Below are 15,963 nucleotides of genomic sequence, written 5' to 3'. Positions count from 1 at the left end.
TTTCAGCGAAAAAGATGTTTAGTAATCGCGAAGAAATAATTTATAGCAGCGTTTTATGAGAGCTAAAGCTATGCTTTAGAGATGATAAAGCTATCCTTTGTCTGTTGCAAAGCATAGCTCTATTATATTCTTCTTTATTGTCCCGGATTATACTCCGATATATAGGAAGGAAAAAGGTCTTACCCCTATTTATTTCTTTTCTTGGGCCTTTTTTTCTGCGTTTCGCTTATTCACATAATCCTTGAACATCTGACGCCAGTTACGACCGTGCTCATTGAAATACTGTTCGCATTTGGTTTTATAAATTTCGAAGATAGCAGAGATCTGCGTCATATTCTTATAGTCAATAGCCTGTTCGCGAGCCAGCTTCAACTGTTCCAAGACGTAAGCAGTTTCCTCCTCTGTCATATTGGGCACAATGGCCTGATAACCTTTCAAGGTAAAAGCAACTTTACCTACTGTATATTTATCAAGGATTTGTTCTATCTGTTCTTCAGTCAATACTCTGCGTAACTCTTTCATTAGCCTTTCATGTACTTCTTTCGGCATAGCAGAATCTGCAATCATTTCACGGTCGAGCTTGGAAAGCGGTTTGCCTGTAAGAGGATTGATACCCTCGGGAATTGTTGTATAGGGATGCTCATTGTGCCAGTCGCGAACTTTACGAAGATGGTTATAAATAGCTGTTGCCGCAAAACCTGCCTTTTTCTCATCATCCAACTTTAAAGAAGCTACCCAGTCCATAGCTTTCTTTTCAAGAGAAGCATCTGATTTTAAATCAGCAAAGGCCTTCTTGTCAAAATAGGCGGCTACCTTGTCAAATGACCGGATTGCACCTTCGGGAAGCAAAGCTCCTTTTTCTCCAAAACTATACATCGCAGATTCCGGTTCAATGGTAACTTTGCTTTCATCCAGCATCTTTTTGTCCAACTTGAACACGTCTGCGAAGAAATCATAAACGGCATTCCGTTTGTTCGGACCAAAGTCATGTTTCTCTTTGGGGAGATGTATATTCGTTACTTTGTCTTTCGCGTTATAGAATCCATAAATTCGTTGCAAATAAGGAAATTCAAGAGTAGGAACACTAGCCGTCCAGTCGCCACCATCAGATACAACGAGTTGTGGACGAGGGGCAAAAGTAGCAGCTAGTTCCGCATTACAGGTTCCTCCCGCAGAAAGTTGAATAGGCATTCCGCTTTCACACGGACAGCCACCGTCAAAGTGAGAAGCAAGGCTCACCACGGGAGCAGAAGCAGTAAAACGGTCATCTAATACACTCAACAAAACAGTATGAGTGCCCCCGCCAGAACCACCATTCGTACCGATACGACTGGTATCAATATCCTTGCGGGAAGCAAGCATTGATTCAAGGATCAATAAGCCATTCATTGCCTGAATAGTATGCGCCGCACTACTACGATGTGCCGCACTGCCAACTTGTAAAGCCGACTCTCCCCATCCGAACAAATCATAATCCACACAAATAGCTCCCATACGTGCTAAAGTGCCCATACGTTGTTGCTGGTCCTCGCGATAACGTCCGCCACCAAAATGTCCGTTAGGACAAATAATCAAGGCATGTTTTCCTTTTGATTGAGGTGTGTAGATAGAACCGCAAACATATAAGCCGGGAAGTGTTTCAAGTGCAAAATTCTGCACTGTATAGCCATCAAATTTACGTATCTTCGAAAGAATAGGTTTGGATTTAACACATTGAGCTAGTAAAGTATCGATACCTAAACGCTGACGCACTTCTTTTTTCAAAGAATCAACACGAAGTTCAAAAGCCTGCCGATCTGCATAAAGAGTATTCAAATAAGCCAGCATCTTTTCTCCGTCTGCATCCGTACGACGTGGATATTCATACGCTTTTAGCTTATACATATTTCCTTTCTGTTTGACAAATTTATAATCGAAAGGTGCCAATACATTCGTCAGGGATTCTTCTACAGAATAAGGACGAATACGAAAGTCGGCATAAGGCAGTACTTTTCCTACCGTATCAATATCATATTTCAGACGGACTCCGAAACGGTTTTGAATATCCGTCAGTACTTCATTCAAGGGACGGGCAAATTCCGTCTCGTATGTCTGTGTCTGCGCTTCAGCCGAAAGAGATGCAGCAAGAAGCATGGTAAAAAGGATTCGTTTCATTTTTAATTATTTGATTCTAAGTAAGTCATCATAAAGACATCAGATGTAGAGCAAGATTACATTTTAATCTCTTCACCATTGACGATCACATCATCCATCGTGATACGCTCACAATTTTCGAAGATACATTTCTGTTTTCCTCCCTGAATATGAATATCACGCAAAACAATGTCAGATATCGGTGCTTCTTCCAAACCCACCATTTTGATTGGAGTCTTTACATCTGTCACAGTCATTCCACTGATATGTACGTTACGGAAGATCGGAGTGCGTTCACTCTTTGGTTCTGCAGGCATTTTACTGTATTTCAAATTCAACACGACCGCCTCCTGTTTAATATTGCTCATAACAACGTTGCTAACGCGAATGTCTTCAACAACTCCTCCCCTTCCACGGGTTGATTTGATGCGGATTCCACGATCCGTTCCATCAAATACGCAATTGGAAATAGTCACTTTACGCACACTCCCACTCATCTCACTGCCGATAACAACGCCTCCATGGCCCGAAAGCATGGTACAGTTGGTTATGGTAATATTTTCGCAAGGTACTCCCAAACGACGGGCCTGCGCATCTCTTCCGGACTTGATGGTTATGCAATCGTCCCCCACTGATATATGGCAGTCACTGATATGCACATTGCGGCAGGATTCCGGATTAACCCCGTCTGTATTTGGTGAAGGGGCATTATCAATAGTTATACCCTTTATTGTTACATTATCGCAAAATTCAGGATTCACCGTCCAGAAAGGAGAATTGATAATTTTCACTCCTTCAATCTTTACTTTCTTACAACGGACGGGCTGGATAAACGGAGGACGGAAAAAGCGACGCTGCAACGTAGTTACATAATCCTTATTCGTTTCAGCATAAATCGCTGTCGTATCGTTTGCCGCATCCCACATCGGCTGATATTTATTCATATCACGCATGCCGTTATCTTTCAAATCAATCATGACACGAAAGAACTCCATCCACCATTTCTTTCCCTGTCCGTCCAAAGTTCCTTCTCCTTTGATGGTAATATTCTCGGCATCTACCGCATAGATCAAAGGCTGGAAACTTTTCATCATCACTCCTTCATGACGAACTTCAACAAAAGGAAGATAGTCATCGAAGTTGTCAGAAAAGAGCAAAGTAGCTCCGGCTTCCAACTCCAGTGTAATGTTGCTTTTCAGATGAATACTTCCTGTCAGGTAAGTCCCGGCAGGAAAGAAAAGAGTACCTCCGCCACCACGGTTCAAACGATCAATCGTTGAATTGATTAGCTTTGTATTAAGAGCCTTACCATTTGCTTTTGCACCGGCCTTCAACATATCCACACGCTCGGCACGAAGAACTGTGGTTGCACAGAAGCAAAGAAAGACGAGAAGAATTGTCCGTAAATTCATAATCGATATTATTAAATTATATTTCATCATTGCCTTCTAAAAAATCATGAATACATTGTTTTTTTAATTCTACAAATATATGCAAAAGGTTCTTTCATTTTGCACAAACCAATTGATATGTTCCACTCTGTATCTCTTTGGGTTCTTTTTCTCCCGGAAGATAAACAACAGCCGTAGTATTCACCGGAACAGATATGTTTAAAGTGAAAGTTCCATTCTGGCTAGTCCAATCCACAACAATAGTACCATATAAAGTTTCATACGATGCTTTGACATATTTCAAATCTCCTACCGGCTGGGGAGCGATGATAAACTTTTGATAAGTAGTAGATGGACGAATACCGACCAGTGAATTAAAGAACCATTCATCAATCTGTCCCATCATAAAATGATTCCAGGAAGAACCTTGGCGGGGATCCCATTGCTCGGTTAAGGTTGTTGCACCGAATTTCAACTGGAAGCCATATCCGGGAGCTTCTTCGTGGTTGAACATCTTATAAATAAGTTCGTGCTGACCATTACGCGCCAGTGTCTGAATCAGATAGCGGTTACCCACATCACCGGTCGTTAAGCGATTGCCATGTGCTTCCACATCTTTAATCAGATTCATAAGTACTTTCTCATCCAACTTTGCATCCGGTTGATAACTGCCTTGTTCATCTGAATCCTGCGTCATCTGGAGGAATAACGGAAGTGCATTACTACATTGGCTCCCTGTACCATACTGTGCTGTCTCTTTATTGAGAAAACATTTATTAAATGCGGCAAGTATTTCATGTGCCAAAGAAGTATAATAATGAATATCAAAGTCATTGCCAACCATTTTCGCAGCTTTTATTAGATACATTACTGTCATATAATAATGCGCGGTAGCCACCAGGGGAATCGGTGTGTTCCTAGAGAATCCGGCACGAAAATCTCCATAATCATACCAATCTCCCAAGCCGAAAGAAAGAATACCCATCTCTGCACGAGTCTTCAAATAATCCACATAACGGCGCATATTCGGATAATATCTCTTAATCAACGAGTCATCTCCATACGTCTCATAGTACATAAATGGGAAAATAACCAGAGAACCACCCCATTCCGGAGATTCGGCAAAAGCATCCATGCCCGGACCTTCAAAAACCACGTATTCCGGAGCAGTTGTCGGCATGGCACCGTTGGTATGTTGCGCATCTGCCATATTCTGCATAATCTGCGGAGCATAAGCTGTCAAATCATAGTTGTATAATAACCCAGGACCATTCAGATGCACCTGTTCCAGCCAGCCTAGTTTTTCACGATGCGGACAATCTGTAAACACAGACTGCATATTGCTACGCACTGCTTTTTCGATCAATCGATGGGCAGCATTAAATATCCGGTTGGATGATTCGAAAGTGGAAACTTTCTTAGCCGAATTAAATACGAAACAGGATTGAATATTCTTCAACACAGGCAACTTCTGCGGATTCTTTTGTCCTTTTAAGACAGCTCCTTCGACTTGAATATATCTAAAACCGTAATAAGAGAAACGAGGATGCCAGGTTTCGTCACCTTCACCTTTCAGTGTATATTCATAATAGTGTTGACGTCCCGTTTGTCGCTGATTACAGGCACCTTCATCCGTCAATGCTTCGGCTACGAGCAGAGTCACTTTCTGTCCACGTTTACCACGTACTGTTATTTCCGGAAAGCCAGCCAGATTTTGCCCCATATCCAACACGAAAGCAGAAGGATCGACAGTTCTTTTAGTCGATTTAGAAGCTGAAGCAACCTGTTCCGCATTTAGTTTGGTTACCTTTTGAATATCATATCGTTCCATGATTTTCACCGGAGGCGCCATCTGTGGACGTAGTATTCCTTTAGGAGCTTCCTGTATAACTACCGGACGCCAATGACTATCATCAAAGCCAACCTGATTCCATCCTTTTTGCTCACGACGCGCATCGTAATCCTCACCTCCATAGATGCAATTGAAGGTCACCGGACTAAAATCATATTTCCAGTCATTGTCAGAACGGAGTGTAGTAGATGTTCCGTCTTCGTAATTAATAACCAGTTCAAATAAAAGTGTAGGAGGCCCAAAACTTATCTGTAATTTGCGATAACGTCCTCCCTGCACATTATAGAATCCATTCCCCAATAAGATTCCCACAGCATTCTCACCATGCCGTAATTGTTCCGTTACATCATATGTGTTATAGTAAACAGTTTTATCATAATCACTCCACAGCGGAGCAAATTCACTGTTGCCCACTTTCTTGCCATTCAAAGAAAATTCATAGAATCCCAAGCCACAAACGTATGCGGTTGCCTCTACTATTTTTTTGCTTGATTGACGGTTTGTATTCCCTTCTGTTGTATCTCCCACCTGGAATGTTCTTCGCAAACAAATACTTTTCTTTGCTAAAGTATCCACTGCTTCCCAAGCTGCCTTTACCTCCGGTTTCTTCAACTCTCCACCGTGAAACTTGCGTCCTTCCGGTAAATGAGCATTCTGGCGAGTGATAGCTCCAATCCATTTTCCTTCGGAAAGTCTTGAGGAAGCAGAGCGGAACTGTGCTTCACGGCTCCATTCAGAGGGTGCATCTGTCTCATCCCAAACACGAACACGCCAACTATAATTGAACGGATTATCAGGACGTATATCTGCTCCTTCTATAGAAACCAATTGGCTCTGTGAAGAATAGACTTTTCCACTATTCCAAATTTGACGTCCTGTAAAAGCTTCCCGAATGTCTATTTCATAGGCTGATTGTCGTGTCCCGTTTTGAGGTGATTCCATCGCCCATCCCAAACGAGGTGCCCCCTCAACTACAACCAAACCTTCCTGCATTTCACAAGTAAGACGGCTGATTGTTATATTCTTCGCCTGCATGAAACATGGCAGACAAAGCAGTATTAAAAGAAAATAATTTCTAAAATTCATCTTTCATATATCTTTATTTGATAAACGATAAATCAGGCACGGATTACACGGATTTCACGGTTTTTAGAAATATGATCGCGTAAAGCTACAGCGTAATCCGTGTAATCCGTGCCTAAAATTTATCATTCAAGAACATTTGTACAAACGATTCTTGTCAATGTATCTGCATGACCGACTTCTTTACCATCCACAAAAATGCGTAAGCCTTTTCCACAATAATAACGATCGCCGTTCTTATCCCAAAGAATCGTCAGATTATGACCGTGATATAGTACATTATCCAAGCAGAACCAATCCCATTTGTCGGCAGGGATCAATGGATTTACTTCAATTGTATTATCCAGACGCGGACGAAGTCCAATCAGCCCTGTAATCATCAGATCGTTGAAAGTAGAATGATTATAGTAACGGCTACGTTCCTGATCCCCTTTCAACCAATAACCGGTCACTTCATCCAGATATTCGCCAATGTAAGGACGACCACGGTGATACTGTGATTCCACATACAATTCCATCTGACGGAAATATACACTGTCAGACAATACGGTCTGCGGATAATTATTCATAAAGTTAGCCATTGCTGTCAATGTCTGTGCAGAAGCAAACGGCCAGATAGCTCCGTCCCACTCACACTTACCCACTCCACGTGTACGGAATTCCGGATGACGACGTTCTGCAGTAGTTAATCCGTAAGGAGCAGAGAAACCTTTTTCATCCAGAATCTCTTTCCAGGCAACTTCATATTTCTTTGTCGTATCCGGCAGGTTGAAATACCAGGGAATATATCCGATTGCTTCACGGACATTTGCTGAAGAGTCTGTACGCATCGTTTCAAAAAACTGGTGACAGGTATTCCACAACTCATTTTCTACCAGATTTCTTAACGTGTCTGCTCTCATACCATATTTCATAGCCATCCCCTCGTCACCGGAAAGAATTCCCATACATGAAAGTGCTTTGGCATTGCCATACATATAACTATTGATTGTCGGGCGGGCATATTTTTTCTTCCGTCCACCACTGATAGATTCCTCCATACCATCCTGTACATCCCCCTGCCAGTACAATCCATTCTTCAAACGGTTCGTACGTTCCCAACGTTGATATTCAGTTTCCAGATCTTTTTTCATATCCAGCATAAAATCTTTATCCCCATCTACCATATAACGGGCCAATACAGCATCCGCATTCCATGAGCTGAACTTATCCATTTTCTTCATCGGACCGCCGTCATTGCCACGATACCATGTATGAATAATCTGATCCAGATATTTCGGGTCACGTAACCAACGGCTCTCATAAATATGATGTCCGATCGCACAAGCGATCAGGTTATATTTATCAGAATAGGAACGCTGAACGAGGAACTCCGTCATACCATATCCCACAGGAGTCTCTTTGATATGCTTGCGTAATGACCACCAACGATAATAATACATTTCTTCAAAATTATGTTGCGGGCATTCAAACAAAGGTATATTTTTCTCCATCCATTCCGAAGCTTTTGCATTAGGAATGGCCTGAATGATGTTCTCATCTTCCATACTGTTGAAATAGTCGGCATAATGACTGAAGTCGGCATACTTTAAGAAAGCAGAAGACGCGTCTTTATCTGTAGAAGATGTTTTCACATTGGCAATACCATATTCTGTCAATGAGTCTTGTGCACCTGCATTTGGCAGATCATAAGTCTGATCGGCAGGAGTATCTACAGTCGGGAATGTACGAGGCGTACCAGTACGGAATACGATCCGTTCAATAGCAGCCACAGGTGCGTAGAACATACGCAGCCCTACTCTTTTACCATCTACATATACTTGAATATTACGATCGGCAGTAGAAAGGACCGCTTCTACATGATAAACCTTTCCTGCTTCATATTTCATCATGTTGGCAAACCGCGAGCCACCTTTCATTCGGAAAATTCCATTATCAGTAAGTTCCATACGGGAACATGCTATTCCGTTCTCATCCAGGAATTCAATCTGAAGGATGCCTTTATCATTTTGCCCGGCTTGCAAATCGAATGAGACTTTCAACTCTTTAGAAGCCGGTATTTTACGTTCCACTTTAGCATAATCAAACGGGTCTTTATCTTGCAGTTTCAGCCATTGACCTTCCAGAGAAACCGGAGCCCAAACCGGAGAATAAATATTCCAGTCAGTCAGTTCTGCAATTGATTTATTGTTTGAGAAATCATCGTCCGCATGTGCTGAAGCATTTATCTCTACCGGAACAGGAATGCGGGAAATCCACATATCTTCCTTATTCACACTGTAAGAAACCCATAAATCACCATCTGCAGGTATTCCATTACCTTCCTGAATACCACGTGGATATTGGGGACCGTATGATTTATAATTTCCTCCATAGCGCATGGGAGTGATTTCACCATGTACCAAATTTAATGTCTTATATTCCAATCCATCTTTACTCAAAGAGATGGCTAGCGGCCAACGAAATTCCGACGGATTATATACGGTAGCATACGTTCCGTCACTTAGACGTTGTCCCCAGATTTTTGCATTGCTATTGACAAAACCTTTTGCACGAAGCACCGGTTCCGCCCAGGTATGTCCGCCATCCTCACTGATAGAAGTAAGTGCGTGTTTCCAAAGACTGGCAATACGTCCATCCGGCAATGTATAGCAATTGAATGCTTTATATCCTTTCTTCAGCGGAATGATAGGATCTTCACGGTCGGCTTCTTCCACCCACTGCATCATATACAGCGGATTATCAAGAATTTCCTGACAAGCTTTTACAAACTCACGATCCTTACTTTTTTTAAAATATGGATAATCGGTATTCTTTTCATTAAATCCATGATTATAATAAATGAAATAGATCGGTCCGAAAGAGCCGTCTTTCTTTATTTCACGAACTACGCGGCCAATACCGTTTCCATCATTGGGGTCATCCTTTTTATCCAAAGCAACTCCATAATTCCCCATTGTAATCAGTTTGCCGGATTTAGAGACATAAAATCCAACACGTTGGTGCATAATGGCAATCAGATCTTTGGCCTGCACACCCGGACGAGACTCTTTGGTATATCCATCGGGCACTTTATAAGGAGGAAATACAATTTCCGGATTCGTCCAGTGATATCCATCCTTCGAAGTCATCAGAAAAGTCTGTGAAGGCGGTACGTGCTCATCAGAAGGATCTGCCAGATATTGATAGAAAAATTGCCCATTCCAATAAGCGAGCATCGGTTGGTGATTATAAGTCCATCCATTACCGTTCGAAGCATCCGGATGTTCGCGATTAGCACGCACCAATTGAATATTATGTACTCCGACTACCGGAGACAGTTGCCCGTCGTGATAAGCAGGATTCGATAATTCTTTTCCTGTATAATGGATTCTATCTTGTGCAAAGGCTGTAGTAGTCAACCATCCGGCAGCCAGTACAAAAAGAATTTTAGCAGAGTTGTTCATGATTTATTTCTGATTTTAAATTAGTTCCGGATTTATTTCTTTTCTTCCAGCAATGCCTTTACTACTGATTCCGGAGCTTTGAATATTGTTCCATGCTTATGCCCCACAGGGATGCTTACTTCTTCTGTTACGTCTGTAAAGTTCCGGAAATCCTTTGTACGCATAGCACCATATATTTTTTTCTTATACACATCAAAATAGATTAAATAATCATCGCCCAACTTCTCTACAGACGGTCCTTCTACAAAGGATTCTGTAAAAGGCTGTGATGCCGGCGAATAAGGTCCGGTCATAGAATCGGAAAAAGCGATTTTCAGATTGCGCTCCGGACGGGTATTATCCTTAAGCACCATGACATAGTCATTCTTCGCCCGTTTCACGATGACAGCATCAATGGTGCTGAATCCCGGGTCGTACAGAAGTTTTGCTTTCGAAACTGTCTTAAAATCTTTTGTAGTGATATAGTATAAACGATGATTGTTATTCTCTTCCTCTATCCCCTTTTCAAAACGCCCGGGGACACAAGAGGCCCATACAACCATAAACTGTTCACTCTCGTCGTCATAGAAAATCTCCGGAGCCCATACATTAATGGTAGTCGGTTCGTCTGCCATTACAGGAATCATCTGTTGCTCCGACCAATGAATCAGGTCTTTGGAATGTGCGTAACCAAATCCCAAATCGCCTTTCCAACTGGTAGTCCAGACCAAATGGTAGGTTCCATCCGGAGTGCGCACCATTGAAGGATCCCTCATTAGTTGATGCTGCCCCAATTCCGGTTTCAACCAGATTCCCGGAATACTGTCCCAATGTATTCCATCCTCACTATATAAGTATCTCAATCCCTCATCAGCCGGTTCATGAAATGAAGTGAACATATAGTAGTCTTTGTTACCTCCACAAGAAGCCAAAAACAGAAGACTTATTGCAGCTAATGTATTTCTTAACTTTTTCATTTCTATATTCTATAATTGTATCCTTTATACAGAGGAGACGATAATAAGTCTAATTTGTACTCAAATATAACAGAAGAATCATTAGATTCAAAATTTATATATGATAAAAGGGCGACTCTCCGAGCCACCCTTTCCACCATCAAACAAACTAACCATTTACAATGGGAAAGAATTTCGCTTCTTTTTATAGTATCTTATTTTTTTATTATAGAGAACCTCCACGGGCTTTTACACGTTTATACCATTCCTCACGTTCTTTCTTCAGATCATATCCACGTTTAGCCAGATAATTATTGATACGTCCTTTGTACTTTCCGAAAGCAGCATGTTTCTTGTTCGAATTTTCGGCATCCAATGCGAATTCACGTGCCTCTATCAGCCAAGCATATATCTGGGCTTTTTCTTCTTCTTTCAAAGTCGGAATCATGTCCAGATGTGAGTCATAAGTCACTTTCACCACTCCATAAGTCATGTCATCCTTCACTGCCTCTATTTGCTTTTCATCAAGAAAGAGGGATAAATCGGCAGGAAAAGCGAAATGTGAACGGTATAATGCCGCATCTTTTTCATTTTCGGCAGCTTTCAGTGCTTCATTTTTAGCATCACCAGTCAACCCTGAATCTTTTACCTTCTTGACTTTTGCATCCCGTACTTCATAAATATCATTTAATTCGAAGTAACGATTGGCTATGATATTCCGAACGTCTTCGGCTATTTTCGCATCTGTAAGCCCAAGTTTATCAACGATCTTCTGTGACCGACCGACAATAGACTTCACATATTCAGGATCACGATTCTCTTTATTCAAGTCGACTGTCTGTGCGGACATCCAACCGGAAATAAAAAGCAATGATAGTATCAGTATCTTTTTCATTGATATTGTTTTTAAAGCAAGATGCCGAAAGAAAACTTGCCCCCGGCACCTTACCTGCGATTACATTAATTTTCCTTTTTCAGCCAATGTATCGTAGTTGTTCTTCATATCTCTCCAATCTACTTTGTGCTTTGTGCTGATACCGTTGATATATTTTTCAATATTAGTATATCCGTCACCTGTACAATCCTTATTAGCATCACTCGGATCATTCGGATTCAAGCCATTGGCAATTTCCCATTCATCCGGCATACCGTCACCGTCTGTATCTACATAAGGAGTACCTTTATATTCAGGGAATCCACCCATCTGACGGATATCAGTAATAATACCCTGCTTATAAGAATCTTTAGGCAAACGACGATATTTAAATTGTCCGTCTTCACCCATTGATTTAGGAGACAGACCGGTTAGATCGCCATAAGCATCTTTCGGAAGTTTCTTTTCATAGTAAGGGATGCCCGTTTTCACTTCTTCAATCACACGTTCATCTACAATATCACGGCAAGGGATAGTTGCACCTGCATGTTTCAATACATAATCATAAGCATCATTTGCACCCATAATATTAATATACGGCATTTCAAACGGTTGATAGCTCCGTATGTTTTCAGTATACCCGTCAGTATTTGATTGGTCTTCAATCTGAATACCACCTTTCCAGTTGTCTGCTGTAATGGCAGGATAACCTTCCATAATGTTTCCATCAGCATAAACTCGTCCGTAGACGTGATGATCCAGTTTGCTGCGTCCTGATTCCGGCTTCAAAATACGATGTCCTACATTAGAGTCTTTCGGTGTAGCAGGTCCCGGTTTGTAGTAGTTATTAATCATATTGAACATAGCGGTATAATCACCACCATCAGAAGAACGGTGAACCCAGTTGAACACTACATTATTGACAAAGTTGAATATTCCATTCCAGCCAATAGAAGGGTTACGTCCTGCATTACTAGCCCATAGGTTACGGGCAAATGCACAGTTTTCACCTCCCAAAGTGCTACCAAATGCATGGTTGTATGTATCCAATGCTTTTGCAGAGATTGTATTCTGAATAGTCACATTTACAGTAGGAAGTTTTAAATCTTTGCTTTCATATTGACCTTCACTAGGATCATACATATGACGGTAGAAAGATATATTTTCATCCAACCCCCACGTACAAGAACAGTGGTCAATCATAATATTACCAACCGGATTTCCTCCGAAAGAGTCATCACGATGCCAAACCTTTGTTTCTCCACGGCGGAAACGCATATGGCGTACAACAACATCATGCGTATCTACCCAAAATGATTCGCCGGCAATGCAAACGCCATCACCGGGAGCTGTCTGTCCTGCAATAGTAACATAGGGAGCACGAACTATAATCGGAGACTCCAAACGGATAATACCTGCCACATTGAACACGATAATACGAGCGCCCCCTGTTTCACAAGCTTCACGGAAAGAACCGGGTCCACGATCATTCAAATTAGTCACAGTAATAACTTTACCGCCGCGACCACCGAAACTATACATACCGCCACCTTCTGCTCCAGGAAATGCCGGAATATTCGCTTGTGGCAAATCACATGGACGGCTAGCCCAAGGAATATAAGGACGTCCCTCCTTTGCTTCTTTCTGCACTATTGGCAGTGCCTTCGCCCATGCTTCATCAGAGCGCTTCCGCTCTTCAGTCATCATCTTTTTATAGTTTTCTTTGGCTTCGTCGGTTATTTGTGGGTATTGAGCCCATGCAACAGTCGGAGTCAACATTGCAGCAGCAAAAGCTGCTAATAATACATGTTTCTTCTTCATTTTTATTTGGTTTAGTGAAGTTGTTAATTCAAAAATACAATAATAAGACGAAAGAGAAAAAGATTTGTAATCAGTAGAGCAGAAATTATTATTCAAAATATGTTTTTCTACATAACTCAAATCTTTATAAAAGAATAACGTCTCTAATCCTCCTATTCAAGAGGTATTAGAAACGTTATTATATAGACAAATTGGAGATTATGAACTTATTCTGCTAATGGATCGAAAGTACCATTAGCACCACCATTGTTATAATCTGCCCAACCAATAGTTTGTGGCAATGTTTGATTAGCTTTTTGAGCTCCTTCTGCAAAACCCAGGAAATAATACCGAGGAAGGAAATTCATATATTTCGGTGTATGATCAGTAGTATATGCATCTCCCTTCTTCATTTTACGTGTTAGATAAGTATTATAAAACTCAACTAACTTATTCTGTTGACTTGAAATATCCGCCTGTCTCAAATCTAATGCATCCGGACGTGTTACATCTTTTAATGGATCTGGATTTACCCCATTTATTTCCCACGATGTACCACCAAGTCCTTTACTCTCATGAGCGCTGCTTACACGGAATTCAAGATTATCGCGACGCTGTCCATTTAGTTGTCTAAAACCTAAATAAGTACAAGTATTTCCATTCCAACCAGATGGGAGCCATGTGTCAGGTGCTCCTTCTGCTCTTTCCGCACCACCATCAAACAACATCCAACGACGTAAGTCATCAAAACGTTTACCTTCATAAGCCAACTCAATCTGACGTTCATACAAGATGGCGGCAAAACATGCAGACTGATCACTTGACAAATTGGTTTGCAGGCCAAAATTATTTGCTGATGTATATCCCACACGAGCACGTATCTTCTTCAACTGTTCAACAGCTACTCCCATTTCACCGGCACCACATGCTGCTTCCGCATAATTCAACAACACTTCAGCATAACGAATTTCCAAATATGGACTACCACTAAATTTAAAGCCGTTTGCTTGGCTAAATTTGTATCTGGCATTTGAATTTACATCTAAATCATCCGAACGTTTACGTATATAAAAACCTTTGGCATTCGTCAACAGGTTATCTGCACCATATGTATTGGAACTACTAGCTTCCTCATTATCTCTATCATTTTCATTAGCATACCAAACATAGTTCCACAAATTATACTTATCTCCTGTATAAGGATTATTATTGCTTGAGTTCTTTGGATCACCACTGAAAGCCCAACGTACTCCCGGAAAAGCAAATGTCCTATAAAAACGAGGATCACGATTAGCAAACGGAACATTTTTATCATAAACGATAGAAGATTGCTCTAATGTAGTATAAGTATTGCATGTAGAAGGTCTCTTACCATCAGCCATAGGGAACATATCAACCATCATGGCTGAAGGAGTTTTACCACCTCCTCCCATAGCATTTGATGGTCGAATACCATGTTCCCATGAATTATTTTTGCTAAAATCAGGTACTCCCCCCGTCGCTATGTCATTATACAACGTTACAAATACCGCTTCTGTATTACCATCAACCATAGAAAATACATTCGCCCAGCCTGAAGCATTCGTTCCGACATTACTTTCATTAACTAAACCATAGCCACAAGCATTTATTCTAGGTAGATCAGTCGTAATTTCATTATAAGCTTTCCTCCAGCGTTCTACGTCATTTTTACGATTAAACAGTGGACTTGCATATAACAAAAGAGCCCGTCCTTTCAATGCAAGTGCTGTACCAGAAGTAACACGTCCAAAATCGCTAGAAGGCCATCCGCCATTTTCTGTAAATGAAGCAAGTAACTGTGCAGAACGTTCCAAGTCTCCACAAATAAAATCAATACAAGCTTTTGTCGTAGAACGAGGAACAATAGCTCCTGCCACTGGCTCCTGCACTTCCGTAATTATGGGCACTCCACCATACCACTTCACTAAATTATAGTAACACCATGCACGAAAGAAATAGACCTGTCCTAATAGTTCATTCTTTTCTTCTTCTGAAAGAGTACTATTCTCTATACCATAAATAACATCATTGCAATTACGAATACGCCCCCAAACACTTGCCTGAATATTATTACCACTATTATGGAAATAATCAGGAACCGTATTATTTCCACTTTGGCTAGTCATCGGAGCATCAGGATCTACAAATGATCCAAACCCACTGTACTCTTCTGTAGACTTAGATTGGAGATCAGCTGCTCCTGTACTGTTATATTTCCAGCTTGGTTCTGAACTCGTATTAGGCAAGCACCAAGCATATATATCATCCACACGTGCCTTTGCGCCACTAAATGTATTATATGTACTTGCATCAACATAATCGTAATTTTTTTTATCTTGTAGAAACTCATCACTACATGAAGTGAAAGTGCCTATTGCCATTAAAGCAACACTGAAAGCTATTATATTTTTTCTTTTCATCGCTATTT

8 protein-coding genes are annotated in these 15,963 nt (G+C 41.1%); all 8 read right to left on the bottom strand.

Annotation, left to right across the window (positions count from 1 at the left end):
• Window positions 1-189: 189 nt before the first annotated feature.
• The 8 genes from AB3G73_RS03960 to AB3G73_RS03925 all read right to left on the bottom strand — a co-directional run bounded on the left by AB3G73_RS03960 (window position 190) and on the right by AB3G73_RS03925 (window position 15,955).
• A complete protein-coding gene (locus AB3G73_RS03960; protein ID WP_367742986.1) occupies window positions 190-2,154 on the bottom strand; it encodes a DUF3826 domain-containing protein in 1,965 nt (654 codons plus the stop codon).
• 56 nt (window positions 2,155-2,210) lie between these two features.
• Window positions 2,211-3,545: a glycoside hydrolase family 28 protein gene (locus tag AB3G73_RS03955; protein WP_258980535.1), complete on the bottom strand. Its 1,335-nt coding sequence runs from the start codon at window positions 3,543-3,545 to the stop codon at window positions 2,211-2,213.
• A gap of 94 nt (window positions 3,546-3,639) precedes the next feature.
• Window positions 3,640-6,462 carry a glycoside hydrolase family 78 protein gene (locus AB3G73_RS03950; protein ID WP_367742984.1) on the bottom strand — a complete coding sequence of 941 codons (2,823 nt, stop codon included), beginning with the start codon at window positions 6,460-6,462 and terminating at the stop codon, window positions 3,640-3,642.
• Window positions 6,463-6,584: 122 nt separating this feature from the next.
• Window positions 6,585-9,905: an exo-alpha-sialidase gene (locus AB3G73_RS03945; RefSeq protein ID WP_367742979.1), complete on the bottom strand. Its 3,321-nt coding sequence runs from the start codon at window positions 9,903-9,905 to the stop codon at window positions 6,585-6,587.
• A gap of 32 nt (window positions 9,906-9,937) precedes the next feature.
• Window positions 9,938-10,861, bottom strand: coding sequence for a glycoside hydrolase family 43 protein (locus AB3G73_RS03940; RefSeq protein ID WP_167511862.1), 924 nt, complete (start codon window positions 10,859-10,861; stop codon window positions 9,938-9,940).
• 205 nt (window positions 10,862-11,066) lie between these two features.
• Window positions 11,067-11,735: a DUF3826 domain-containing protein gene (locus AB3G73_RS03935; protein ID WP_367742970.1), complete on the bottom strand. Its 669-nt coding sequence runs from the start codon at window positions 11,733-11,735 to the stop codon at window positions 11,067-11,069.
• A 60-nt stretch (window positions 11,736-11,795) separates the two neighbouring features.
• Window positions 11,796-13,535: a thrombospondin type 3 repeat-containing protein gene (locus AB3G73_RS03930; RefSeq protein WP_148366780.1), complete on the bottom strand. Its 1,740-nt coding sequence runs from the start codon at window positions 13,533-13,535 to the stop codon at window positions 11,796-11,798.
• Between the two features lie 206 nt (window positions 13,536-13,741).
• Window positions 13,742-15,955 carry a RagB/SusD family nutrient uptake outer membrane protein gene (locus tag AB3G73_RS03925; RefSeq protein ID WP_367742963.1) on the bottom strand — a complete coding sequence of 738 codons (2,214 nt, stop codon included), beginning with the start codon at window positions 15,953-15,955 and terminating at the stop codon, window positions 13,742-13,744.
• Between the last annotated feature and the right edge of the window lie 8 nt (window positions 15,956-15,963).

The sequence above is a fragment of the Bacteroides sp. L008 genome, from assembly GCF_040812255.1.
GTDB classification, from domain to species: Bacteria; Bacteroidota; Bacteroidia; order Bacteroidales; family Bacteroidaceae; genus Bacteroides; species Bacteroides vicugnae.
This window is presented reverse-complemented; position numbering and strand designations above follow the sequence as displayed.

Coding starts and splice junctions, on each gene's coding strand:
- AB3G73_RS03955 (WP_258980535.1), bottom strand. CDS start 3,545: ATGAATTTACGGACAATTCTTCTCGTCTTTCTTTGCTTCTGTGCAACC.
- AB3G73_RS03935 (WP_367742970.1), bottom strand. CDS start 11,735: ATGAAAAAGATACTGATACTATCATTGCTTTTTATTTCCGGTTGGATG.
- AB3G73_RS03960 (WP_367742986.1), bottom strand. CDS start 2,154: ATGAAACGAATCCTTTTTACCATGCTTCTTGCTGCATCTCTTTCGGCT.
- AB3G73_RS03950 (WP_367742984.1), bottom strand. CDS start 6,462: ATGAATTTTAGAAATTATTTTCTTTTAATACTGCTTTGTCTGCCATGT.
- AB3G73_RS03930 (WP_148366780.1), bottom strand. CDS start 13,535: ATGAAGAAGAAACATGTATTATTAGCAGCTTTTGCTGCTGCAATGTTG.
- AB3G73_RS03945 (WP_367742979.1), bottom strand. CDS start 9,905: ATGAACAACTCTGCTAAAATTCTTTTTGTACTGGCTGCCGGATGGTTG.
- AB3G73_RS03940 (WP_167511862.1), bottom strand. CDS start 10,861: ATGAAAAAGTTAAGAAATACATTAGCTGCAATAAGTCTTCTGTTTTTG.
- AB3G73_RS03925 (WP_367742963.1), bottom strand. CDS start 15,955: ATGAAAAGAAAAAATATAATAGCTTTCAGTGTTGCTTTAATGGCAATA.